This is a genomic window from Amaricoccus sp. W119, assembly GCF_047275745.1.
Taxonomy (GTDB): domain Bacteria; phylum Pseudomonadota; class Alphaproteobacteria; order Rhodobacterales; family Rhodobacteraceae; genus Amaricoccus.
The window spans coordinates 23,625-46,742 of the sequence record NZ_JBKQWU010000026.1; the positions used below are offsets into that span (position 1 = coordinate 23,625).

At 68.5% G+C, this 23,118-nt stretch carries 21 protein-coding genes; 17 read left to right on the forward strand and 4 right to left on the reverse strand.

Annotation, left to right across the window (positions count from 1 at the left end; all coding sequences use genetic code 11):
• Positions 1-35 precede the first annotated feature (35 nt).
• The 8 genes from ACLJK8_RS13675 (at position 36) to ACLJK8_RS13710 (ending at position 10,067) form a co-directional block, all read left to right on the forward strand.
• Positions 36-932 carry a GntR family transcriptional regulator gene (locus ACLJK8_RS13675; protein ID WP_413150844.1) on the forward strand — a complete coding sequence of 299 codons (897 nt, stop codon included), beginning with the start codon at positions 36-38 and terminating at the stop codon, positions 930-932.
• A gap of 76 nt (positions 933-1,008) precedes the next feature.
• The gene (gene acnA, locus ACLJK8_RS13680) at positions 1,009-3,774 is read left to right on the forward strand and encodes an aconitate hydratase AcnA (RefSeq protein ID WP_413150845.1); all 2,766 of its coding nucleotides are present in this window, start codon (positions 1,009-1,011) and stop codon (positions 3,772-3,774) included.
• Positions 3,775-3,807: 33 nt separating this feature from the next.
• The gene (locus ACLJK8_RS13685) at positions 3,808-4,785 is read left to right on the forward strand and encodes a tripartite tricarboxylate transporter substrate binding protein (protein ID WP_413150846.1); all 978 of its coding nucleotides are present in this window, start codon (positions 3,808-3,810) and stop codon (positions 4,783-4,785) included.
• 149 nt (positions 4,786-4,934) lie between these two features.
• The gene (locus tag ACLJK8_RS13690) at positions 4,935-5,399 is read left to right on the forward strand and encodes a tripartite tricarboxylate transporter TctB family protein (protein WP_413150847.1); all 465 of its coding nucleotides are present in this window, start codon (positions 4,935-4,937) and stop codon (positions 5,397-5,399) included.
• Positions 5,399-6,898: a tripartite tricarboxylate transporter permease gene (locus ACLJK8_RS13695; RefSeq protein ID WP_413150848.1), complete on the forward strand. Its 1,500-nt coding sequence runs from the start codon at positions 5,399-5,401 to the stop codon at positions 6,896-6,898. The genes ACLJK8_RS13690 and ACLJK8_RS13695 overlap by 1 nt, the downstream gene beginning before the upstream one ends.
• A 160-nt stretch (positions 6,899-7,058) precedes the next feature.
• Entirely contained in the window at positions 7,059-8,108 is a 1,050-nt protein-coding gene (locus ACLJK8_RS13700; protein ID WP_413150849.1) for an AbrB family transcriptional regulator, read from the forward strand.
• A gap of 31 nt (positions 8,109-8,139) precedes the next feature.
• Complete coding sequence (locus ACLJK8_RS13705; RefSeq protein WP_413150850.1) at positions 8,140-8,898, forward strand: TerC family protein; 759 nt, start codon at positions 8,140-8,142, stop codon at positions 8,896-8,898.
• A 398-nt stretch (positions 8,899-9,296) separates the two neighbouring features.
• Positions 9,297-10,067 carry an NAD(P)H-binding protein gene (locus tag ACLJK8_RS13710; protein WP_413150851.1) on the forward strand — a complete coding sequence of 257 codons (771 nt, stop codon included), beginning with the start codon at positions 9,297-9,299 and terminating at the stop codon, positions 10,065-10,067.
• 91 nt (positions 10,068-10,158) lie between these two features.
• Here ACLJK8_RS13710 and ACLJK8_RS13715 read toward each other — a convergent pair whose 3' ends face one another.
• The 3 genes from ACLJK8_RS13715 to ACLJK8_RS13725 all read right to left on the reverse strand — a co-directional run bounded on the left by ACLJK8_RS13715 (position 10,159) and on the right by ACLJK8_RS13725 (position 12,623).
• The gene (locus ACLJK8_RS13715) at positions 10,159-11,232 is read right to left on the reverse strand and encodes an aminotransferase class V-fold PLP-dependent enzyme (RefSeq protein WP_413150852.1); all 1,074 of its coding nucleotides are present in this window, start codon (positions 11,230-11,232) and stop codon (positions 10,159-10,161) included.
• A gap of 75 nt (positions 11,233-11,307) precedes the next feature.
• Positions 11,308-11,745, reverse strand: a complete 438-nt coding sequence (locus tag ACLJK8_RS13720; protein WP_413150853.1) for an RbsD/FucU family protein — start codon at positions 11,743-11,745, stop codon at positions 11,308-11,310.
• Between the two features lie 173 nt (positions 11,746-11,918).
• Entirely contained in the window at positions 11,919-12,623 is a 705-nt protein-coding gene (locus tag ACLJK8_RS13725; protein WP_413150854.1) for a GntR family transcriptional regulator, read from the reverse strand.
• An 89-nt stretch (positions 12,624-12,712) separates the two neighbouring features.
• Here ACLJK8_RS13725 and uxaC point away from each other — a divergent pair, with 89 nt between their 5' ends.
• From uxaC to ACLJK8_RS13770, 9 genes are all read left to right on the forward strand, one after another.
• The gene (gene uxaC, locus ACLJK8_RS13730) at positions 12,713-14,122 is read left to right on the forward strand and encodes a glucuronate isomerase (RefSeq protein WP_413150855.1); all 1,410 of its coding nucleotides are present in this window, start codon (positions 12,713-12,715) and stop codon (positions 14,120-14,122) included.
• A gap of 22 nt (positions 14,123-14,144) precedes the next feature.
• Positions 14,145-15,131, forward strand: coding sequence for a TRAP transporter substrate-binding protein (locus ACLJK8_RS13735; protein WP_413150856.1), 987 nt, complete (start codon positions 14,145-14,147; stop codon positions 15,129-15,131).
• Positions 15,132-15,196: 65 nt separating this feature from the next.
• On the forward strand, positions 15,197-15,799 hold the full coding sequence (locus ACLJK8_RS13740; protein WP_413150857.1) for a TRAP transporter small permease: 603 nt from the start codon (positions 15,197-15,199) through the stop codon (positions 15,797-15,799).
• A gap of 4 nt (positions 15,800-15,803) precedes the next feature.
• Positions 15,804-17,084, forward strand: a complete 1,281-nt coding sequence (locus ACLJK8_RS13745) for a TRAP transporter large permease (protein WP_413150859.1) — start codon at positions 15,804-15,806, stop codon at positions 17,082-17,084.
• The gene (locus ACLJK8_RS13750) at positions 17,081-17,362 is read left to right on the forward strand and encodes a cupin domain-containing protein (protein ID WP_413150860.1); all 282 of its coding nucleotides are present in this window, start codon (positions 17,081-17,083) and stop codon (positions 17,360-17,362) included. Before ACLJK8_RS13745 ends, ACLJK8_RS13750 begins: the two co-directional genes overlap by 4 nt.
• 10 nt (positions 17,363-17,372) lie before the next feature.
• On the forward strand, positions 17,373-18,197 hold the full coding sequence (kduI, locus tag ACLJK8_RS13755; RefSeq protein WP_413150861.1) for a 5-dehydro-4-deoxy-D-glucuronate isomerase: 825 nt from the start codon (positions 17,373-17,375) through the stop codon (positions 18,195-18,197).
• Entirely contained in the window at positions 18,194-18,919 is a 726-nt protein-coding gene (gene kduD / locus ACLJK8_RS13760; protein WP_413150863.1) for a 2-dehydro-3-deoxy-D-gluconate 5-dehydrogenase KduD, read from the forward strand. The genes kduI and kduD overlap by 4 nt, the downstream gene beginning before the upstream one ends.
• The gene (locus ACLJK8_RS13765) at positions 18,897-20,333 is read left to right on the forward strand and encodes a mannitol dehydrogenase family protein (RefSeq protein ID WP_413150866.1); all 1,437 of its coding nucleotides are present in this window, start codon (positions 18,897-18,899) and stop codon (positions 20,331-20,333) included. The genes kduD and ACLJK8_RS13765 overlap by 23 nt, the downstream gene beginning before the upstream one ends.
• Positions 20,326-21,804, forward strand: coding sequence for a UxaA family hydrolase (locus ACLJK8_RS13770; RefSeq protein WP_413150864.1), 1,479 nt, complete (start codon positions 20,326-20,328; stop codon positions 21,802-21,804). Before ACLJK8_RS13765 ends, ACLJK8_RS13770 begins: the two co-directional genes overlap by 8 nt.
• 82 nt (positions 21,805-21,886) lie before the next feature.
• Here ACLJK8_RS13770 and ACLJK8_RS13775 read toward each other — a convergent pair whose 3' ends face one another.
• Positions 21,887-23,017, reverse strand: a complete 1,131-nt coding sequence (locus tag ACLJK8_RS13775) for an NCS1 family transporter (protein ID WP_413150865.1) — start codon at positions 23,015-23,017, stop codon at positions 21,887-21,889.
• Between the last annotated feature and the right edge of the window lie 101 nt (positions 23,018-23,118).

Genomic DNA, 23,118 nt, shown 5'->3' on the forward strand with positions numbered 1-23,118 from the left:
GATGCGGGCGTACTGGTCGAATGGAGAGGGCTTTGATGAGCGGTCGCGGTGAACTCAGCGGGTCGCTGGCCGCGCGGATCGTCGAACATATCAACGCGGCGAAACTCCCCAGCGGGACCCATGTCGCGGCGCAGGAACTCGCGGACCGCTTCAGCGTCTCGCGGTCGCCGATCAACCAGGCCTTGCGGCTCTTGCATGAGAAGGGCGTGCTCGAACACGCGCCGAACCGCGGCTACATGGTCGGCGAGGCCGCGAATCTCTCGGCCAGCGACCTCGGCCTGCCGGTCCGGGAGGAGGTGACGGACGCCTATGAGCGGATCGCGGCGGACCGCTCGCACGGGCGGCTGCCGGCCCAGGTCTCCGAGGCGCTGATCCGCAAGCGGTACGGTCTCACCAGGGCGCAGGCCCTCGCCGTCCTCGGGCGGATCGCGCAGGAGGGCTGGGCCGAGCGGCGGCCCGGCTACGGCTGGGAATTCAGCGAAATGCTGACGACGCCCGAATCGCTGATCCAGACCTATCGCGCGCGCATGGCGCTCGAACCGGCGGCGCTGCTCGAACCGGGCTATCATCTCGACGCGGACACGATCGAGCGGCTGCGCGACACCGAACTCCAGCTTCTCGACGGCGCCCTGGAGAACATGCCGGCGGCCGCGCTGCACGAGCGCGGGGTCGTGTTCCACGAGAGCATCGTCGGCGCGGGCGGCAATCCCTTCCTCCTCGATGCGCTGCGCCGGATCAACCGCGTGCGCCGGCTGCTCTCCTACCGCGGCATGTCCACGCGCGAGCGGTACTACGAGCATGCCCGCGAGCATCTCGACATCCTGAAACTGCTGGAGCAGGGTCGCAACACCGAGGCCGCCGAGACACTGCGCGCGCATCTCGTGACGGTCGTGCGCAATCTGGAGCGCCTCGGGCCGGTGATCGCCGAGTGACGGAACCGTGAAGATTCTAGTTGCACTTTAACAAGTCATAGTGCAAAGTCCGCCCATCGAAACGGGAGGGGCGGCCATGAACGGTCAGGCGGGTAGCGCCGGGTTCACAGCGACGACGCGGCTTTCATCGGGTTCGCGCCGGTTCACCGACGTCAGAGCGGCGGCGGGGGAGCGGCTCGCGACCGTGCCCTGGGTTCTGAGGATGCTCCTCGAGAATGCGCTCCGCGAGGCCGGCGCGGACGAGGCGCGGGCGGCGCTCGACGCGATCCTGACCCATGGCGGGCGCGGGGCGGATATCGAGATCCCGTTCCGTCCGCGCCGCATCCTGATGCATGACACGACCTGCGGCCCCGCGCTGGTCGATATCGCCGCGATGCGTGACGTGATCGCGGAGAACGGCGGCGATCCGGCCTCGCTCAGCCCGATCTGCCCGGTCGCGACCTCCACGGATCATTCGGTCGGCGTCGACCGTTTCGGCACCAGCGCCGCGCTCGCCGAGAACATGGCGATCGAGGTCGGGCGCAACGCGGAACGCTACCGGTTCATGAAATGGGCGGCGGCCTCGCTCGGAAACTTCCGCGTGTTCCCGCCGGGAACCGGCATCATGCACACGATCAACATGGAGCACCTGACCCCGGTCGTCGCCTTCGACCGCCTGGGCGGCGAGGACTGGATCGTCCCCGACACGCTGCTCGGCACCGACAGCCACACGCCGATGATCAACTCGCTCGGCGTGCTCGGATGGGGCGTCGGCGGGCTCGAGGCCGAAGGGGCGATGTTCGGCCTGCCGCTGGCGCTCAGGCTGCCCGAAGTCGTGGGCGTGCGCCTCACCGGCGCGCTCGGGCCGGGGCGGCTCGGGACCGACGTGGCGCTGACCGTGACGGAACGGCTGCGCAAGCTCGGCGTCGTCGGCAAGTTCGTGGAATTCTACGGCCCCGGCGTCGCGGCGCTCAGCGTCGGCGAGCGCGGGGCGATCGCCAACATGGCGCCGGAATATGGCGCGACGACCGGCTTCTTCCCGATCGATGCGCGCACGCTCGACTATCTCCGCGCGACGGGGCGCGATCACGGGCAACTGCCCGATCTCGAAACCTACGCGCGGCATCAGGGATTCTGGCACGATCCCGGCGAGACGCCGCGCTACGCGGCCGTGCTCGACCTCGATCTCGCGGAGGTGGGCCTGTCGCTCGCGGGGCCGAAGCGGCCGCAGGACCGGCTCGAACCGGCGCGGGCGCCGCTTGCCATGCGCGATCCGGCCGAGGCGGAGGACGATCTCATCACCGACGTGGGCCGCGACGCCCGACCGGAGGCGGAGACCGAGCCGCTGGCAGGCGGGTTGGCCGGCGGGCTGCGCGACGGCGCGCTCGCGATCGCGGCGATCACGAGCTGCACCAACACGACCGATCCGAAGATGCTCCTGGTCGCGGGGCTGGTCGCGCGGGCGGCACGGGCGCGGGGGCTGGCGCCGCCGCCCTGGGTCAAGACCTCGCTCGGGCCGGGATCGCGCGCCGCCGCCCGCTATCTCGAACGGCTCGGCCTGATGGATGATCTGGAGGCGCTCGGCTTCGGCATCGTCGGTTTCGGCTGCACCACCTGCATCGGCAATTCGGGCCCGCTCGTCCCCGAGATGGCCGAGGCGATCGAGACCCGCGGGATCACGGCCGCGGCGGTGCTCTCCGGAAACCGCAATTTCCCCGGCCGGGTTCACGGCCAGATCGAACACGCCTTCCTCGCCTCGCCACCGCTCGTCGTCGCCTATGGAATCGCCGGCACGGTCGATTGCGACATCACCCGCGAGCCGCTGGGTCGCGACCCCGAAGGCGCGCCGGTCTTCCTGCGTGACATCTGGCCCAGCGACGAGCAGGTCGAGGCGGCGCATGCCGAGGCGGTGACGGCGGAGGACTTCTCCGGCGCCTATGCCGACAACAGCGGCGGCGATGTCTGGGCGGAGCTCGACGCGCCGACGGCGCCCCGGTTCCCGTGGGACCCGGCCTCCACCTACCTGCGCCGGCCGCCCTTCGTCGCCCTGCCCTCGCGTCCGGCGGGGCCGACCGACTTGGCCGCGCGGCCGCTCATCGCGCTCGGCGACGACATCAACACCGACCACATCTCGCCCGCCGGGGCCATCCCCGCGAAGGGCGAGGCGGGCGCCTGGCTGATCGAGCGGGGCGAGAATCCGCGCGATCTCAACGTCTTCTCGTCGCGGCGGGGGAATTTCGAGGCGATGGTGCGCGGGCTCTTCACCAATCGCTCGGTGCGCAACCTCCTGGTGCCGGAAGCCGCGCCCGGCTTCACGCGCCACGCGCCCTCGGGCGAGCTGCTGCCGCTCTACCGGGCCGCCGAGCGCTACCGGGAGGAAGGGACGCCGACCGTCATCCTCGCCGGCCAGCAATATGGCGCCGGCTCGTCCCGCGACTGGGGCGCCAAGGGCCCGGCGCTGCTCGGGGCGCGGGCGGTGCTGGCGCGGAGCTTCGAGCGCATCCATCGCTCGAACCTGATCGGCATGGGTATCCTGCCGCTCGAACTGCCCGAGGGCAGCCACCCGGCCTCGCTGGCGCTCCGGCCCGAGGACACGATCGCCTTCACGATCGACTATGGCGCGCTCATGCCCGGGATGGTCGTGCCGGTCACGATCCGCCGGGCCTCGGGCGAGGTGATCGAGCTCGTCACACGCCTGCTCATCGAGACCTCGCTCGATGCGCGCATGCTGGCGGCGGGCGGGCTCATCCCGCTCGTGCTCGAACGTCATCTCGCGGAGCATGGCCCGGGGCCCGTAACGGAGCTTGGCGGGGACGCAGAAATCGGCGAGGCTCCGGGCACGGGCGCGATCGTCCAGAACTGAAATCGCTCAATACCAAATCAGGGAGGGAAACCCATGCTCAAGCTCACGGTACCGATCCGGAGCCTTCTGGGCGCCGCCGCGCTCGGCGCGCTCGCCATCGCGACCCCCGCCTCGGCCGAACTCGGCCGGCTCACGCTGATCGCCCCGGCGAACCCCGGAGGCGGCTGGGACCAGACCGCGCGTCTGATGCAGACGGTGCTGCAGGACGAGGAACTCGCTTCCCGCGTCCAGGTCCAGAACGTTCCGGGCGCCGGCGGCACCATAGGCCTCGCGCAGTTCGTGACCACCTCGGCCGGCAAGGCCGACACCGTGCTCGGCGCGGGTCAGACGCTGCAGGGCGCCGTCATCACCAACAAGGCCGCGGTCACCCTCGAACAGGTCACACCGCTTGCCCGCACGGTCGGCGAATACGAGATCATCGTCGCACCGCTCGACTCGCCGGTCCAGACGCTCGACGACCTCGTCGCGGCGCTGAAGGCGGACCCGGCGGCGGTGTCCTGGGGCGGCGGCTCGGTCGGCAGCACGGACCATATCGTCGCGGGCCTCGTCATGAAGGCGATCGGCGCCGATGTCTCCAAGCTCAACTACATCGCCCATTCGGGCGGCGGCGAGGCGCTGTCCTCGATCATGGGCGGTCACGTCACGGTCGGCATCTCCGGCTATGGCGAATTCGGCCCGCAGGTCGACGCGGGCAAGCTGCGCGCCATCGCCGTCTCCTCCGAGGAGCGCATTCCGGGCGTCGATGTCCCGACCCTGAAGGAGCAGGGCGTCGATGTCGCCTTCGCGAACTGGCGCGGCGTCTTCGCGGCCCCGGACGTTTCGGAGGAGGACATGGCCGAACTCAGCGCGGCTTTCGAGGCGATGGCCACGAGCCAGGCCTGGAAGGACGCGATCGCCGAGCGCCAGTGGACCGACCTCTACCAGCCCGCCGAGGAATTCGCGGCCTTCCTCGCCGAGGATCGCGCGCTCATGGAGGGCATCCTGACCGAACTCGGCCTCGCGGGCCAGTAACCTCCGGACGCCTTCCCGGCAGGCGTGCTGGCCAGGGAGAACCTGGGTCGCCCCACCCCAGGGTGGGGCGGGCCTGCCCGCCGAGCGGGCCACGACAGAACCGGAACATCCTCGGAGGACCCCGCATGATACCTGGCAGAACATTACGATTGAGCGAGTCGATCCTCGGGGCCTTCGTCCTCGCGCTCGGCCTGTTCATCGGGCTTGAGACTTTCGAGATGGCATCGACGGGCACACAGACCGTCGTCGGACCGCATCTTTTTCCCTATATCGTCTGTTTCGGTTTGATCGCCGTCGGCGTCGCGCTGCTGAAGGAAGCGGTCAGCGGCCATGTCGCGCATGAGACCGGCTTCGAGCTCGACTGGCGCGCCTTCGGCCTCGCGGCGGGCAGCCTGATCCTCCAGATCCTGCTCCTCGAGCGACTGGGCTGGATCATCACCACGACGCTGATGTTCGTGGTCGCGACCCTCGCCTTCTACGAGCGGCGGGTTCTGATCAGCGTCCTGATCGGGATCGCCCTGACCTGCCTGACCTACGCGGTGTTCAACTGGGGTCTCGGCCTCGGCCTGCCGGTCGGCACCGTCTTCGAAGACATGCTGGAAGGAGACGCCTGATGGAAACCCTCGCCGCGCTCGGGGAAGGTTTCCTCGTCGCGCTCACTCCGATGAACCTGTTCTGGTCGGCGCTCGGCGTGACCGTCGGGACGGCGATCGGCGTGCTGCCGGGCATCGGGCCCGCGCTGACCGTGGCCCTGCTCCTGCCGGTCACCGCCTCGCTCGATCCGACCGCCGCCTTCATCATGTTCGGCGGCATCTACTACGGGGCGATGTACGGCGGTTCGACAACCTCGATCCTCCTGAACACACCCGGCGAATCCGGCGCGATCGTCACCGCGATCGACGGCAATATGATGGCCCGCAAGGGCCGCGGCGCCCAGGCGCTCGCCACCGCCGCCGTGGGCTCCTTCGTCGCCGGCACGATCGCGACACTCGGGCTCACCTTCATCGCGCCGGTCATGGTGCAGATCGCGCTCTATTTCGGCCCGGCGGAATATTTCGCGCTGATGGTCCTGGCGCTCACCACGGTAACGGCGGTCCTCGGCGACTCGCTCGCCCGCGGCCTCGCCAGCCTCTTCATCGGCCTCGCCCTCGGCCTCGTCGGCATCGACCTCCAGACCGGCCAGGCGCGGTTCACCCTCGGCGTTCCGGAACTTCTCGACGGAATCGACACGGTCGTCGTCGCGGTCGGGCTCTTCGCCATCGGCGAGACGCTCTACTCCGCTGCCCGCTACCGGTTCGAGAAGGAGGAGTTCTACGAGATGAAGGGCTCCGCACGGATGAGCCGCGAGGACTGGAAGCGTTCGTGGAAGCCGTGGCTGCGCGGCACCTTCATCGGCTTCCCGATCGGCGCGCTGCCGGCCGGCGGCTCGGAGATCCCGACCTTCCTCTCCTATCTCGTCGAGAAGAAGCTCTCGAAGAACCCGGAGGAATTCGGCCAGGGCGCGATCGAGGCCGTCGCCGGGCCCGAGGCGGCGAACAACGCCTCCGCCGCCGGCGTGCTGGCACCGCTGCTCTCGCTCGGCCTGCCGACCTCGGCGACCGCCGCGATCATGCTCGCCGCCTTCCAGCAGTACGGGCTGCAGCCGGGGCCGATGCTCTTCGACGGCAATCCGTCCCTGGTCTGGGGCCTGATCGCGAGCCTCTATCTCGGCAACGTGCTCCTGCTCGTCCTGAACCTGCCGATGGCCGGTGTCTGGGTGAAGCTCCTGAAGGTGCCGCGCCCCTGGCTCTATGCCGGCATCCTCGTCTTCGCGACCATGGGCGCCTATACGCTCAACAACAACGTCGTCGATCTCGTCGTGCTCTGGATCATCGGCATCATGGGCTTCGGCATGCGCGTGCTCGACGTGCCGGTCGCGCCCTGCGTCGTCGGCCTGATCCTCGGCCCGCTCGCCGAGCAGCAGTTCCGCCGCGCCCTCGAGATCAGCCAGGGCGACGCCTCGGTGTTCTTCACCTCGCCGCTCGCCCTCGCGCTTCTCCTGATCGCCGCCGCCCTCGTGATCGTGCCGGTGATCATGAAGCGCCGCGCCCTCGCGCGCGGCGATCAGGTCTGATCCCGCAGGCGCGGCCCTTCTCGCAGGGGCCGCGCCATCCGCCCTTCGCATCAAGGAACGAGGCCTGCCGAATGAACCGAGCGACCCGTCGATCCGTGGCGGCGGTCATGCGCCGCGCCGCGACGCGCGCTGCCTGCCCCGGGACCCCGCGGAGGCGAGGGTGACCGGCTGGCGCCTCGCCGGCTGGACCCTCGCCACCGCCGCGCTCGCCACGGGCGGTGGCGCGCTCTTCGCGGCGCTCGGCTGGCCCGCCGCCTGGCTCATGGGCGCGATGGTCGCGGTCGCATTCGCCGCGCTCGCCGGACTGCCCGTCGGCCTTCCGACCCGGGTCCGCGAAGTGGCCTTCCTTCTCCTCGGAATTTCGATCGGCTCGGCCGTCACCCCGGAGGGGCTCGCGACCATGGCCGCCTGGCCGGGCAGCATCGCGCTTCTCGCCGTCTCGGTCCTCTCGACGCTCTTCGTCGCCAGCTTCTATCTCGAGAAGGTGCATGGCTGGGACCCGGTCACCGCCCGCTTCGCCTCGATGCCCGGCGCCTTCTCCTCGGTCGTGGTGATCGCGGCGTCGAGCACGGCCGACATGCCGCGGGTCATCCTCGCCCAGAGCCTTCGCGTCTTCACGCTCGTCGCCCTCATGCCGCCGCTCCTCGCCTTCCTGAGCGACGGGAGCATGGGGCCGATGTCGCTGGCGCCGACGCCCGACACCAACGGCTTCGTGGAAGTGCTTGTCGTGCTCGCGGTGAGTGGCGCGGTCGCCTTCACGCTGAACCGGCTCGGCGTGCCGGCGGGAACGCTGCTCGGCGCGATGGTCGCGAGCGCGGCCCTGCACGCGACCGGCGTCGTACACGGCCGCTTCCCGGCCCCGCTGGTGATCATCGGCTTCATCGCCACCGGCGCCGTCATCGGCGCACGCTTCCGGGGCACGACGATGACAGCCGTCGTCAGGACCGTTCCGGGCGCGGTGGCGAGCATCCTGCTCGGTCTGTCGATCTCCGCCGGCATCGCCGCCTTCGGAGCCTGGTCACTCGGACTGCCCTACGGACAGCTCTGGCTCGCCTATGCGCCGGGCGGTGTCGAGGCGATGGCCGCGATGGCGCTCGCGCTGCGTCTCGACCCCGCCTTCGTCGGCGCGCATCATGTCTTGCGAATCCTCGGCCTCAACGCCATCGGTCCGTTCTGGCTCCGCCGCCCCCGAATCCCCCCCGCGGACTGACCCGCTACCGCGCGAAAGAAGGAGAACCCCCTTGGATCTGAGTCTCGCATTCCTGGCCACCCCGGAAGGGTGGGCGGCCATGATCACGCTGATCGCCATGGAGGTCGTGCTCGGCATCGACAACCTGATCTTCATCTCGATCCTGACCAACAAGCTTCCGGCCGAGCATCGCCAGAAGGCGCGCCGGCTCGGCATCGGCGCGGCGCTCATCATGCGGCTCCTGCTCCTCACGACGATTTCCTGGATCGTCAGTATGACGGAGCCGCTCTTCACCGCCTTCGGCCACGGCTTCTCGGTGCGCGACTTCATCCTGATCGCGGGCGGGCTGTTCCTGATCTGGAAGGCGACGAAGGAGATCCACCACACCGTCGATCCGCATGATCCCAAGGACGAGATGGTCGGCAACGCCGTCAACGCGACCCTCGGCGGCGCGATCTTCCAGATCCTGCTGCTCGATCTGGTCTTCTCGGTCGATTCGATCATCACCGCGGTCGGGATGACAGATCACCTCGCGATCATGTATATCGCGGTCATCGTCGCGATAACGGTCATGCTCGTGGCCTCGACGCCGGTGGCGAATTTCATCGAGCGCAACCCGACGATCGTCATGCTGGCGCTCGGCTTCCTCCTGATGATCGGCACGACGCTGATCGCCGACGGCTTCGGCTTCCACGTGCCGAAGGGCTACATCTATTCGGCGATGGCCTTCTCGGCGCTGGTCGAAGGGCTCAACATGCTGGCCCGCCGGCGCAACCCGGGCTACGAGACCCGGGCCGAAGACGAGGCCTGATCGGGAACGGAACCGGCGCGGGCGCGGGCCGGAGCATCCGGCACCACGCCCACGCCATCCCCGAAGCCCGCGATCAACTCCCGCGAGGCACCGGTCGGGACGGGCGGTGAACTCTGCCATCGGCCCCGGCCCGGATCGATGCGCCTGACGCGCGTCGTATGCCTCGGCCCCTGGGGCCGGCGCCGTCCGAAAGCCAATCCTCGACACTGCCGCTCCGCGCCGGTGGCACCTGCTGGCCGGACGGCGCGCGCGAACGTGGGGAATCACGGCGTGAGCCTCGACGCAGCACCTGCGGACCCGAGCCACGCCGCGCGAGACCTTGTGGTCGGCGCCGTGTCGCGGTCTGAAGGAGGTTGAAGACACTTGCGCCGGCCTCGGCGGATCAGATGGAGGATAACATGCCACCGATCGCGGAAGACGCCGCTTCGGCCCCGTATTGTGTCATCGGCTGCACCCGGGGGACCGGGCTCCGGATCGCGCGCCAGCTCGTCGCGCGCGGGGCGGCCGTCCGCGGCGTCGCGCGCGCTCCCGGCAAGGCGCGCGGCCTCCTTCCCGCCGGCGTCGATATCCGCGCCGGGGATGTCACGGATCGCGGCTCCCTCGGGCGGGCGGGCCTCGGCGACTGCCGCGCGATCTTCTTCGCCGTCGATGTCACCGGCGGCATCGCCGGCCGCGGCTTCTTCAAGCCATCGGACCAGATCCGCGCCGTAACCTATCAGGGGCTGGTCAACGCCGTCGAGGCGGCGAAGGCCGCGGGCTTCAGCGGCCGCTTCGTGCTCCTCTCCGGCATGGGCTCGGAACTTCCCTCCTTCGCGGGCAGGCTTCTGAACACCATCAAGGGCGATCTTCAGGGCAACCAGCGCGATCGAGACGCCTATCTGCGGGGGAGCGGGCTCGACTGGAGCATCGGGCGGGGCGGTATCCTCACCAACGAGCCGGCGGGACGCGCCGACATCCGCGTCACGCCGCCGGTCCACCGGTTGTCGCTGTGCCGCCGCGTGGCGCGACCGGATTTCGCCCGTGCGCTGATCGTCGCCGCCGACACGCCAGCCGCGTCCCGGCGCATGTTCGACGTCTTCAACGCTCGGGGGTCCGCCCCCGCGGAGGGGGCGTTGGTCGCGCAACTGGAGCGATTGGGACCGCCGGTCGCGAGCGCGACGGCCTCCTGAAACCCGGGCGGCGGGTCCCGCGACGGCCTCCGACCGCTTCGCCTTCCCTGCGTCCGCGGAGATCGTCCCCGATGCCGGTCCCGCCGGAAGGTCACGCCCCCCGCGCCGATCGCGCGATTTCCGCGATCGCCCGCACGGTCGCTGTCACCTCCTCGGCGGTGTTGTAGACATTCGGCGTGATCCGGATGCCGATGGAATCGCCGAGCGCATGCCCGGCCAAAGGTTCGTCGGTTTCGGGGGTCAGTACCTTGACCACGATATCTCGCCGGCCGAGTTCCGCCCTCAGCCGCTGGAGGCAGGCGGCTGGGACGATCAGCGAGCAGGTCGCGGTTCGGGGTTCCGCGCGGAGCATGACGCCGAGCCCGCGCTCCGTCGCCTCCTCCCAGGCGCGCGTGGCGAGCAGGCGGCCCCGCGTGCCAACACGGTCGATCCCGATTTCCAGCGCGGCGCGGATCGCCTCGCCCGCGCCGAGCCGCAGCGCGAGATTGGCGTCGGTCGGCGCCAGCGCCGAGGCGCGGAACCGCTCCGGCAGCCGCGGGCTGGTCCAGAACAGCGCCGTGGATCGCGGACCGCGCAGCCGCTTGCGACAGGTCGCGACCAGCGCGTCGCAGCCGATCCGCGTCACGTCGGTCGGCACCTGTCCGATCGACTGGGCCGCGTCGATGACATAGAGGCAGGAGGCCGGGCGCGCCAGCTGGCCGATGCGTTCGACCGGATAGCGCAGCCCCTCGACGCTGGTCACGGCGGGAACGAAGATCGCCGCGACATCCTCGTCGATCCGCGCGGCCCAGGGCGTCAGATCCGGCTCATCGGGGTCGAGATCGGGGAGGCGTTCGACCACCGCGCCGGACCGCTCCGCGAGCCGCCGCAGCGCCAGGACATTGTCGCCCCATTCATGCGGTGCGACCAGAAGGCGACCGCCACGCGGATCGAGTCGCGAAACGATCTCCGCCCAGGCGGTGGAGGTCGTCGCGCTCCAGCCGATATCCGCCGCCTCGGCGCCCAGCATCCGCGCGGCGTCGCCGGTGATCTCGGCGAGTTCGCCCGCGACCCGGTGCGCGGCCTCCGGCGCGCCGACCTCCTGTTCGAGCCGCAGATGCGCGATCATGCGCTCGAGGGTGGCATTCGATGGCAGGCCGTGGCCGCCCGAGTTCAGGTAGATCATGCCTCAGTCGTTCCCGCGCGCATGGCGCGCTTCTGGTTGATGCCTTGAGTCACTCCCCGTTCCTGTCGCCATTGGTCACTTGGGCGCGACAATGCCCTTCCGCAGGATGAAGTTGGCGTAGATCCGCGTCTCCACGGTCGCGAGGATCGCGAAGCTCCGTTTCGACCGCGCATAGAAGTCGAACCGCTCCAGCGCCGCGGGCCGGATTCCCTCTGGCTCGAAGAGCGGCAGGGCCTCGCGCACGGCCTCGGGCACCTGCTCCGGGTCGCCCACCACCTGCATGGTGAGGACCGGATCGGGCTCGAAATCGTCCAGCGGCAGGAGCGAGAGTACGGCGCGGACCGCGCGCACGGCGTCGCAGTCGATCCGGAGCGGGCGGCCGAGCACGGTCTCCCGCGCCACCGAGGCGGCGGGGAAATTCGCATCGACGATGCTGATCTCGTCGCCGTGTCCCATGTCGGCGAGCGTCTTCAGGAGATCCGGACCGAGCAGCGGATCAATTCCCTTCAGCATCGGCGCCTCCCCCGGTTGCCATCCAGACGATCCTAGGCACGGATCGGGGTGTGCGAAAGGGGGCAAGCCATGCGCGATCGACGCCGTGATCGGCGGCGGATCACCGAGCCCGGCGATCCGGAGCGACACTCCCGGGGCCGCGCGCACCGCGGAAAGCGCGGGGGATGGAATGGTCAGCCCGCGAAGACGCTCGGCTGCTCGATCCGCACCCGGGCGATGATCTCCCGGATGCGGCCCAGATGCTCGCGGATCGCATCCGCCGCCGCTTCGGGATCGCGCGCGCGGAGCGCCTTCATGATCACGCGGTGCTCGGCAAGCGCGGTGTCGGAGCCGTAGCTGAGGCTCAGATAGCGCGCCCGGTCCATGTGCCCCTTGTTCTCCTTGACCAGCGCCCAGACGAAGTCGAGTCCCGCGAAGGCGCAGATGTCGCGGTGGAAATCGTCGTCGAGCGCGTGGAAGGCCGACCGATCCCCCGCCGCCACCGCCTCCGCCTGACGCTCGACCAAGACATCGAGCGCGGCGAGGCTCGCCTCGTTCAGCCGCTCCGCCGCGACCCGGACGCAGGCCTCCTCGAGCGCGGTGCGGATGAAATGCGCCCGGAGCACCGCCTCTTCCGACAGCGGCGTGACGGTGGTCGCGCGCTGGGGGCGGATCTGGATGAAGCCGGTCTGCGACAAGCGGAAGAAGGCATCGCGCACCGGTTGCCGCGAAACACCCATCTGGGCCGCCACCTCGGCCTCGGAAAGCTTCGCACCCGGCGGCAGCGTCAGGTCCACCACCCGCTCGTAGAGAACGTCGAATATCTGGTCGGTGACGGTTCGGGTCCGGAGCTCTCCGAGCGGCGGCAACGTGGCGATCCCGGTTTCATGCGCGGCCATCGGAGCAACCCCGTGTTGACGTAACTTGAAAACTAGCATATTAGCAGTTTAGAAATGAATCAAGTGGCGAGAATGGGAGGAATTGACGCATGCCCCTGCTGGACGAAGACCGGCTGTTCCCGATCGAGGGTCGCGCCCGTGATCTGGCGCGCGCGCTCTACGGCGAAGTTCGCGACCTGCCGATCATCAGCCCGCATGGACATACCGATCCCCGCTGGTACGCGCTCGACGAGCCCTTCCCCGATCCGGCGCAGCTGATCGTCACGCCCGATCACTACGTCTTCCGCATGCTCTGTTCGCAGGGCGTGAAGCTCGAGGCGCTCGGCGTGCCGCGCGCCGATGGCGGCGAGACGGAGACCGACGGGCGCGCGATCTGGCGGATCTTCGCGGAACACTACTATCTGTTCCGCGCCACCCCCTCGCGGATGTGGCTCGACCACAGCTTCCAGCATGTCTTCGGCATCGACCGGCCGCTCGGCCCCGAGACGGCGGACTGGTACTACGACCATATCGCCGATTGCCTGGCGAAGCCGGAGTTCCGGCCGCGGGCGCTCTTCGAGCGGTTCAACATCGAGGCCATCTCGACGACGGAACCCGCGACCGACGAGCTGAAATGGCATCGGATGATCCGCGACTCCGGCTGGTCGGGGGGAAAGGTCGTCACCGCCTATCGGCCCGACGGCGTGGTTGACCCCGAGATGGCGGGCTTCGCCGGGAACGTCGCGCTCATGGGTGAGCAGACGGGCTTCGATACCACGACCTGGGACGGCTATCTCGACGCGCACCGGGCACGGCGGGCCTATTTCAAGGAATTCGGCGCGACCTCCTCCGACCACGGCCATATCTCCGCCCGGACCGAGGACCTGCCGCGTGCGGAAGCCGCCGCGCTCTTCGAGAAGGCGCTCCGGGGTGAATGCTCGGCGGAGGAGGCGGATGCCTTCCGCGGCCAGATGCTGACCGAGATGGCGCGGATGAGCCTCGACGACGGGCTGGTGCTGCAGATCCACCCCGGCGCGCGCCGCAACCATTCCGAACCGATGATGGCGATGTTCGGGCGCGACAAGGGTTTCGACATCCCCGGCCGCACCGATTACGTCGCGGCGCTGCGCCCGCTCCTGAACGCGGTCGGCACCGAGCCGGATCTGACGGTGATCCTCTTCACCCTCGACGAGACGTCCTATTCACGCGAACTGGCACCGCTCGCCGGCGTCTATCCCTGCCTCAGACTCGGGCCGCCCTGGTGGTTCCACGACAGCGCCGAGGGGATGCGCCGCTTCCGCGAGACGGCGACCGAGACCGCCGGTTTCTACAACACCGTCGGCTTCAACGACGACACCCGCGCCTTCTGCTCGATCCCCGCGCGCCACGATGTCGCCCGCCGGGTCGATTGCGCCTTCCTCGCGACGGCCGTCCTGACCGGGCGGCTCGACGAGGCGGAGGCGCCGGAACTGGCGCGCGATCTGGCCTATGGTCTCGCGAAGAAAGCCTACAAACTCTGAAGTTTCGTAACGGGAGGATAAGATGAAATTTTTCAAACCCACCCTCGCGGCCCTGCTCGCCTCGGCCGCCCTCGTATCCGCGGCCTCGGCCCAGGAGTGCGAGACGACGCTGCGCTCGTCCGACACCCATCCCGACGGCTATCCGACCGTCGAGGGCGTGAAGGCGATGGCCGAGGAGGTCAAGGAGAAGACCGGCGGCCGGATCTGCATCGAGGTCTTCCCCTCGTCGCAGCTCGGCGAGGAGAAGGACACGATCGAACAGACGCAGTTCGGCGTCATCGACATGGTCCGCGCCTCCTTCGGCACGTTCAACGACATCGTGCCGGAAACGCAGATCTTCTCGCTGCCCTATCTCTTCCGCTCCAGCGAGCACATGTACACCGTCATGGACGGCCCGATCGGCGAGGAACTCGCCGCGACCTTCGAACAGTATGACCTGATCGCGCTGGCCTATTACGACGGGGGCGCGCGCAGCTTCTACAATTCGCAGAAGCCGATCGAGTCGATCGACGACCTCGCCGGCATGAAGTTCCGCGTGATGCAGAACGATGTTTTCGTGGACATGATGTCGGCGCTCGGCGCCAACGCGACGCCGATGCCCTATGGCGAGGTCTATTCCTCGATCCAGACCGGCGTCATCGACGGTGCCGAGAACAACTATCCGAGCTTCGACAGCTCCGGCCACGCCGAGGTCGCGAAGTATTTCACGCTCGACGAGCACCTGATGGTTCCCGAACTGGTCGCCATCTCCAAGGTGACCTGGGACAACATGACCCCCGAGGATCAGGCGGTCCTGCGCGAAGCGGCGAAGAACTCCGCCGTCACCGAGCGCGAGCTCTGGGCCGCGCAGGAGAAGGCCTCCGAGGAGAAGGTCGTCGCGGCGGGCGTCGAGATCGTCAAGGAGATCGACAAAACGCCGTTCATCGAGGCCATGACCCCGGTCTACGAGAAATACGTGACCACGCCCGAGGCGAAGGATCTCGTCGACCGCATCCAGGCGACCGAGTGACGCCGCCGGCCGTCCGCGGGGGTGTCTCGCGGACGGCTCCCCTTCTTCCCGAATGGAGGCGCTAGATGCGCGACGGATTGAATAAGCTCGCCGACACGACCGGCCTGATCGCCCGTGCCGGCCTCTGGATCGCGGGGATCGGCCTCGTGCTGATGACCGCCTTCGTCTTCGCGCAGGTCGTCTACCGCTATGTGCTGGGGACCAGCCTGTTCTGGGCCGAGCCCGCCAGCGTCATGCTGATGGGATGGTTCATCTTCATCGGCGCCGCGGTCGGGGTGAAGGAAGGCTATCACCTCTCCTTCGATGTCGGCCTCATGGTCATGCCCGAAAGCTGGCGCCCGTGGTTCCACAGCCTGTCGGACCTCGTCGTCGTCGCCTTCGGCTTCGGCATGGCCTGGTACGGCGCGCAACTCGCGGCGAAGGCGGCGAGCGGGGTGATCCCCGGCCTCGGCATCTCCCGCGTCTGGGATTTCGCGCCCCTGATCGGCGGGGGCATCCTGCTCATTCTCTTCTCGATCGAACGCATCCTGCGCCGCTCGGCCGGGCTCAAGACCGCGCGCTTCGGCGATACCGACGACGAGGCCGGCGGCGAGGTCGACGGACAACACCATTCCCACAGCATCGGCGGCGAGGCGCTGCCCGACATGCCCGACGAGAACAGGAAGTAGATCGATGGAATACTGGATTCTGTTCGGAAGCTTCGCCTTCCTGCTCCTGATCGGCACGCCCGTCGCCTTCTGCCTCGGCGCGGCCAGTTTCTTCACCGTGCTCTATCTCGGCCTGCCGCCGGTCGTCGTGTTCCAGCGGCTCAATTCCGGCATCTCGGTCTTCGCCCTGATGGCGATCCCCTTCTTCATCTATTCGGGCGACCTGATGGTGCGCGGCGACATCGCGCGAAGACTCGTGGCATTGGCAGGCGCGCTCGTGGGTCACCTGCGCGGCGGCCTCGGCCAGGTGAACATCATGGCCTCGCTCATGTTCGGCGGCGTCTCCGGTTCGGCCGCGGCCGATGCCAGCGCGGTCGGCGGCCTCATGGTGCCGCAGATGAAGCGCAAGGGCTATGACGTCGATTACGCGGTCAACATCACCGTGGTGAGCTCGATCATCGCGCTGATGATCCCGCCCTCGCACAACATGATCATCTATTCGATCGCCGCCGGCGGAAGGCTCTCGATCGCCGATCTCTTCACCGCCGGCATCATCCCGGGCCTCCTGCTCGCGGTCCTGCTCATGGTGGCCGCCTGGTATGTCGCGAAGCAGCGCGGTTACCCGACCGAGCCCTTCCCCGGCCTTCGGATGATGGGACATCTCTTCGTCTCGGCGCTGCCCGGCCTCATCCTGATCGCGATCATCTTCGGCGGCGTGCGCTCCGGCGTGTTCACCGCGTCGGAATCCTCGAATATCGCGGTCGTCTACGCGCTGCTCGTCACCGCGCTCGTCTATCGCAGCCTGCCCTGGGGCGAATTCGTCGAGGCGACCAAGGCCGCGGTCCGCACCACCGCGATGGTGCTCCTCGTGATCGGCTGCGCCGCCTGTTTCGGCTGGCTGCTCGCCTATCTCAAGGTGCCAGCGCAGCTCGTCGAACTCCTGCAGAACGTCTCGGACAATCCGCTCGTCATCCTGCTGCTCATGAACGTGATCCTGCTGATCCTCGGCACCTTCATGGACATGTCGCCGCTCATCGTCATCACCACGCCGATCTTCCTGCCGGTGGCGATGGCCTTCGGCGTCGATCCGGTGCATTTCGGGGTGATCCTGGTCCTGAACCTCGGCATCGGGCTTTGCACGCCGCCCGTGGGCGCGGTGCTCTTCGTCGGCTGCGCGGTCGGGCGGATCTCGATCTGGACGGCGATGCGGACGATCTGGCCCTTCTACGGCGCGGCCTTCGCGGCGCTGATGCTGGTGACCTACATCCCCGCCCTCTCCCTCTGGCTGCCCGCGGTGTTCAAATGAGCGACCCGATCCGTACCGTCCTCGCGCATTCGCCCGAACTCATGGTCGTCCGCTTCGCCTTCGCGGCGGGCGACCAGGGCGCGCTCCACAGCCACCCGCATGTGCAGTCCACCTATGTCCGCTCAGGCCAGTTCCGCTTCACCATGGACGGCCGCGAGTTCGAGGTCGGACCGGGGGATGCCTTCGTGATCCCCTCGGGCACCGAACACGGCTGCGTCTGCCTCGAGGCGGGGGAGCTGATCGACAGCTTCACCCCCCGCCGCGACGACTTTCTATAGGAGTACCCTCATGACCCATGTCGAAACCCGCCACGCGACCCATCCCGACCACGTGAAGGCGATGGATACGGAGACGCTGCGCCGGCATTTCCTGACCGAGGGCATGTTCGCCGATGGCGAGATCCGGCTGGTCTACACGCATTACGACCGGTTCGTGCTGGGCGGCGCGGTCCCGAACGGCGGAGCGCTCACGCTCGACAGGATCGAGGAAACCAAGACGCCGAGCTTTCTCGACCGCCGCGAGATGGGCATCGTCAACATCGGCGACACCGGCCGGGTGGAGGCCGCGGGCCAGGGCTGGGACATGCAGAAGGGCGACGTGCTCTATCTCGGGATGGGCTCGGGCGCGGTGACCTTCTCCGGGGGGGGCCGCTTCTACATCACCTCGGCGCCCGCGCACCGCGAACTACCCTGCCGCCTCGTCACCGTCGGCGAGGCGAAGGAGGTGAAACTCGGCTCGGTTGACACCTCGAACAAGCGCACGATCCGGCAGTTCATCCATCCGCTGGTGATGGAAAGCTGCCAGCTCGTGCTCGGCTACACCTCGCTCGAGGACGGGTCGGTCTGGAACACCATGCCCGCCCATGTCCATGACCGGCGGATGGAAGCCTATCTCTACCACGGCATGGCGCCGGAATCGCGCGTGCTGCATCTGATGGGCGAGCCGACCGAGACGCGGCATATCTTCGTCGCCAACGAGCAGGCGGTGATCTCGCCCACATGGTCGGTCCACGCCGGCGCGGGGATCGGGGAATACACCTTCATCTGGGCGATGGCGGGCGACAACGTCGATTACACCGACATGGAATTCGTCCAGCCGGAGGAGCTGCGATGAGCCCCTTCTCGCTCGAAAGCCAGGTCGCGCTCGTCACCGGTGCCAATACCGGCATCGGACAGGCGATCGCGGTCGCGCTGGCACAGGCGGGCGCCGAGGTCATCGCCGCCGCCCGCCGCGATTGCGACGAGACGCTGGACCTCATGGGATCGGGCCGCGCGCTCCAGCTCGATTTCGCCGATCCGATGGCGGCGCGCGATGTCTTCGCCGAGGAACGCGTCGATATCCTCGTCAACAACGCCGGTATCATCCGCCGCGCCGACGCGGTCGAATTCTCCGAGACCGACTGGGACGAGGTGATCGACGTCAACCTCAAGGCGGTCTTCTTCACCTGCCAGGCCTTCGCCCGCTCCGCGCTGCCGCGCGGCCGCGGCAAGATCGTGAACATCGCCTCGCTGCTGTCGTTTCAGGGCGGAATTCGCGTTCCCTCCTATACCGCTAGCAAGCATGGCGTCGCGGGGCTCACCAAGCTGCTGGCCAATGAGTGGGCCGCGCGGGGGCTCAATGTGAATGCGATCGCGCCGGGCTATATCGAGACCAACAACACCGAGGCGCTCCGCGCCGACGCCGCGCGCAATCAGGCGATCCTCGACCGCATTCCCGCCGGCCGCTGGGGCCGGGCCGAGGATATCGGCCAGACGGCGGTGTTTCTCGCAGCGCCCGCGTCCGACTACATCAACGGCGCGGTCCTCAATGTCGATGGAGGCTGGCTTGCCCGATAGGCTTTATCGCGAACCCTCGACGGCCCCCGCCGGGATCGTCCACCTCGGCCTCGGCGCCTTTTTCCGCTCGCATGGTGCGATCTACATCGCCGAGGCGATGGAGAAGGCGGGCGGCGACTGGGGCATCATCGGCGTCTCGCTGCAATCGCCCGGCACACGGGACAAGCTCAAGCCGCAGGGCTGGGCCTATACCGCGCTCGAACTCGGGCCGGAGGGCGAGACGCCCCAGGCCATCACCGTGCTCCGCGAGGTTCTCGTGGCGCCGGAGGACCCCCAGGCGGTCCTCGATGCGATGGCCTCGCCCGATGTCGGGATCGTGAGCCTCACGGTCACGGAAAAGGGCTATTGCCACCAGCCCTCGACCGGCAGGCTCAATCGCGAGCATCCTGACATCGTGCATGACCTCGCGGACCCGCTGCCGAAATCCGCTCCCGGTTTCCTCGTCCGGGGTCTTGAGGCACGCCGCGCCGCGGGCCTTCCGCCTTTCACCGTGCTCTGCTGCGACAACCTTCCCGAGAACGGCAAGGTCGTGCGCGGCGTGGTGCTCGAACTCGCCGGACTGATCGATCCCGAGCTCGCCACGTGGATTGAAGCCGAGGGCGCCTTCCCCTCGACCATGGTGGACCGGATCGTTCCCGCGACCACCGCGGCCGATCTCGACCGGCTCGAAGCGCTGACCGGCGCGCGCGACGAGGCGCCGGTGATGCACGAGCCGTTCCGGCAATGGGTGATCGAAGACTATTTCGTCGGCTCCCGGCCCGATTTCGGCGCCGTGGGCGCGCAGATGGTCGAGGATGTGACGCCGTTCGAGCACATGAAGCTCCGGATGCTCAACGGGACGCACAGTTCGCTCGCCTATCTCGGCTATCTCGCGGGCCATGAGACCATCGCCGACACGGTCGCCGACCCCGCCTTCGCCGATTTCGCGCGGCGGCTCTGGCGCGACGAGATCATCCCCGCGCTGGCCCCGCCGCCGGGCGAGGATCTCGGCGACTACGCCGACGCGCTCGCCGCGCGCTACGCCAACCCCGCGATCCGCCACCGCACCTGGCAGATCGCCATGGACGGCAGCCAGAAGCTCCCGCAGCGCATCCTCGGCACCATCGCCGAATCCCGCGTCGCCGGCCGTCCGGTGCCGGGCCTGACGCTCGCCGTGGCGGCCTGGATCCGCTACACTTCCGGCAAGGACGAGAAGGGCGACCCGATCGAGGTCAAGGACCCGCTCGCGGCGAAACTCGCCGGTCTCTGGACGACGGATCCCGAAGACACGGTTCGGGGTTATCTCTCGGTAACCGAGGTGTTCCCGAGCGCGCTCCGCGACGACCCGGACTTCGCCGCCGATCTGACGCGGGCGCTCTCCGGGCTTCTTGCGAACGGCGCCCGGGCCATGGTGGGAGGAGCGGTCGATGCCTGAACCCCTGATACTGAATGCGTCGGACAATGTGGCGATCCTGACGGAAAAGGGCGTCGCACCGGCCGGGCACAAGATCGCGCGCGCGGCGATCCCGGCCGGCGGCACCGTGGTGAAATACGAGCAGATCATCGACCATACCACCGAGGACATCCCCGAGGGCGCGCATGTCCACCGTCACAACTGCGCCTTCGGCGCGCATGACCGCGAGTATCATCCCGGCGCCGGGCTCGACGCGGCGCGCGCCGCGATGGGGGACCGGGCGGCGGGCGAACTGACCTTCGAAGGCTACCGCCGGCCGGACGGCTCGGTCGGGACGCGCAACTACCTCGCGCTCGTCGCCACCGTGAACTGCTCGGCCACGGTCATCCGCCGCGCCGCGGAGGAAATCCGCATCGAAGGCGCGCTCGACGCCTATCCGAACGTGGACGGCGTCGTCGCCTTCGCGCATGGCTCCGGCTGCGGCATGGCCGACAGCGGGCCGGGCTGGCGCGCGCTGCAACGCGTGCTGACGGGCCACGCGGGCCATCCCAATGTCGGCGCGGCGCTCTTCGTCGGGCTCGGCTGCGAGGTGATGCAGATCGCCCGGATGAAGCAGGAGCTCGGCGCCGCGGCGCGGTTCCACGGCCTCACCATCCAGGACACCGGCGGCACGCGCCGCACCATCGACGCGATCAAGGCGCGCATCCGCGAGATGCTGCCCGCGCTCAACGAGTCGCGGCGGGAGACCGTCCCGGCCTCGTCGCTCCGGATCGGACTGCAATGCGGCGGATCGGACGGGTTCTCCGGCGTCACCGCCAATCCCGCGCTCGGCATCGCGAGCGACATCCTCGCCGCGCATGGCGCCTCCATGGTCCTGTCGGAGACGCCGGAAATCTACGGCGCCGAGCGGCTCCTGCTCGATCGCGCGGTGACACCCGCGGTGGCGGACAAGCTTCTGGAGCGGATACGGTGGTGGGAGGAGTATACCGCGCGCAACGGCGCCTCGCTCGACAACAACCCCTCGCCGGGCAACAAGGCGGGCGGCCTGACGACCATCCTGGAAAAATCGCTCGGCGCCGTCGCGAAGGGCGGCGGCGCGCCGCTCGAGGCCGTGCTCGAATATGCCGAGCCGATCACCACGCCGGGGCTGAACTTCATGGACACGCCCGGCTACGACCCGGTCTCGGCGACCGGCCAGATCGCGGGAGGCGCGCAGCTCATCGTCTTCACGACCGGCCGGGGCTCGGCCTTCGGCTCGAAACCCGCGCCTACGATCAAGCTCGCGACCAACGACCGGCTGGCGCAGGCGATGCCCGACGACATGGACCTCAACTGCGGCGACGTGCTGAGCCGGGGCGTGTCGCTCGAGGACAAGGGGCGCGAGATCGTGGCGCTGATCCTCGCCACCGCCTCGGGCCAGACGACCAAGAGCGAGGCGCTCGGCCTCGGCGACAACGAATTCGTGCCCTGGCAGATCGGCGCCGTGGTCTGACGCGCGAACCTCGGCCCTGACAGGGACCGGGGCTCGGCATTCGGCGGAGGGCACCCCGGGTCTTGCCCGGGTGCCGCGTGCCTCAGTTCTCGAGGAAGCGCCGGGCGCTCGGCAGCGTCTTCATGAGCACGTAATAGGCGATCCCGGCCGGCAGCAGGCTCGCGTACCAGGAGATCCCGGTGAAGGTCAGCGCGGCGACGACACCCACCGCCATCGCGATGACCGCGGCCATGTTGACGCCCCGATAGGAGCCGGTCGGATCATAGAGCTTGTCGAGGTTCAGCTCCCGCCGCCGCAGGATGTAGTAATCCACGACGAGGATCGCGAAGATCGGTCCGAGGAAGGCCGAATAGGTGCGGATGAAGATGTTGAGCCCGTCGGCGGATTCGTCCTTCACCAGTTCCCAGGGGAAGGTTGCGAAGGCGAGCAGGCCGACGATCACCGCCGAGGTCTTGAAGCTGACCTTGAACACATCCATGAGCGCATAGGCCGGCGGCACGACGTTGTTGAGGATATTCGTCGTGACCTGCGCGAAGGCGATGAAGAGCAGCGTCACGATCAGGAGAAGCTTGTTGTCGACGGCGCTCGAAAAGACCTTGATCGGATCGACCTCGCCCGTCGCGCCGGAGACCATGAGCCCGATCAGACCCATGAAGAGCGTCGCCGGCAGGATCGAGTTGGCATAGATCACAACCTGACGGACCGGCCCGACATCCTTGCGCAACTCGCGCGAATAGTCGGAGACGTTCAGCATCATCGTCGAATAGATGCCGAGGAACAGCATCGTCGCCCCCCAGAACGGCGCGCCCCAGGTGCCCTCGACATTGACGAGGTTGGTCATGATCTCGTCGCCGTATTTGCTGATGACGCTGAAGAACATGTAGATCAGCGAGCCGATGATGAAGACCGAGCCGATGTTCTCGAGCCATTTGATGCCGTGGAAGCCCAGCACGGAGAGGCCGATCTGCAGGAACTGGAAGCCGATGAAGAAGATCCAGATGTTGGAATAGCCGAACAGCGTCTCCGACACGAGGTTGAGCGCCCCCGCGCCGATCCAGCTCTGGAACCCGAACCAGACGATCGCCGGGACCGAGCGCACCAGCGCCGGAATTCGGGTGCCGGCGAAGCCGAAGGCGGAGCGCGCCTGCACCATGAAGGGGATGCCGTATTTGTGCCCCGCCTGCCCGTTGATCATCAGCGTGGGCCGGGGCACGGTTTCTTGAGACAGCGTCGAGCGCTACTTTCCCGAGGAACGGGGGTAGAGCATGGACGACAAGAGCGACGTGAAACCTGGCGCGACGGAGGCCTCGGCCC

Coding starts and splice junctions, on each gene's coding strand:
- ACLJK8_RS13675 (WP_413150844.1), top strand. CDS start 36: ATGAGCGGTCGCGGTGAACTCAGCGGGTCGCTGGCCGCGCGGATCGTC.
- acnA (WP_413150845.1), top strand. CDS start 1,009: ATGAACGGTCAGGCGGGTAGCGCCGGGTTCACAGCGACGACGCGGCTT.
- ACLJK8_RS13685 (WP_413150846.1), top strand. CDS start 3,808: ATGCTCAAGCTCACGGTACCGATCCGGAGCCTTCTGGGCGCCGCCGCG.
- ACLJK8_RS13695 (WP_413150848.1), top strand. CDS start 5,399: ATGGAAACCCTCGCCGCGCTCGGGGAAGGTTTCCTCGTCGCGCTCACT.
- ACLJK8_RS13710 (WP_413150851.1), top strand. CDS start 9,297: ATGCCACCGATCGCGGAAGACGCCGCTTCGGCCCCGTATTGTGTCATC.
- ACLJK8_RS13715 (WP_413150852.1), bottom strand. CDS start 11,232: ATGATCTACCTGAACTCGGGCGGCCACGGCCTGCCATCGAATGCCACC.
- ACLJK8_RS13720 (WP_413150853.1), bottom strand. CDS start 11,745: ATGCTGAAGGGAATTGATCCGCTGCTCGGTCCGGATCTCCTGAAGACG.
- ACLJK8_RS13725 (WP_413150854.1), bottom strand. CDS start 12,623: ATGGCCGCGCATGAAACCGGGATCGCCACGTTGCCGCCGCTCGGAGAG.
- uxaC (WP_413150855.1), top strand. CDS start 12,713: ATGCCCCTGCTGGACGAAGACCGGCTGTTCCCGATCGAGGGTCGCGCC.
- ACLJK8_RS13735 (WP_413150856.1), top strand. CDS start 14,145: ATGAAATTTTTCAAACCCACCCTCGCGGCCCTGCTCGCCTCGGCCGCC.
- ACLJK8_RS13740 (WP_413150857.1), top strand. CDS start 15,197: ATGCGCGACGGATTGAATAAGCTCGCCGACACGACCGGCCTGATCGCC.
- ACLJK8_RS13745 (WP_413150859.1), top strand. CDS start 15,804: ATGGAATACTGGATTCTGTTCGGAAGCTTCGCCTTCCTGCTCCTGATC.
- ACLJK8_RS13750 (WP_413150860.1), top strand. CDS start 17,081: ATGAGCGACCCGATCCGTACCGTCCTCGCGCATTCGCCCGAACTCATG.
- kduI (WP_413150861.1), top strand. CDS start 17,373: ATGACCCATGTCGAAACCCGCCACGCGACCCATCCCGACCACGTGAAG.
- kduD (WP_413150863.1), top strand. CDS start 18,194: ATGAGCCCCTTCTCGCTCGAAAGCCAGGTCGCGCTCGTCACCGGTGCC.
- ACLJK8_RS13765 (WP_413150866.1), top strand. CDS start 18,897: ATGGAGGCTGGCTTGCCCGATAGGCTTTATCGCGAACCCTCGACGGCC.
- ACLJK8_RS13770 (WP_413150864.1), top strand. CDS start 20,326: ATGCCTGAACCCCTGATACTGAATGCGTCGGACAATGTGGCGATCCTG.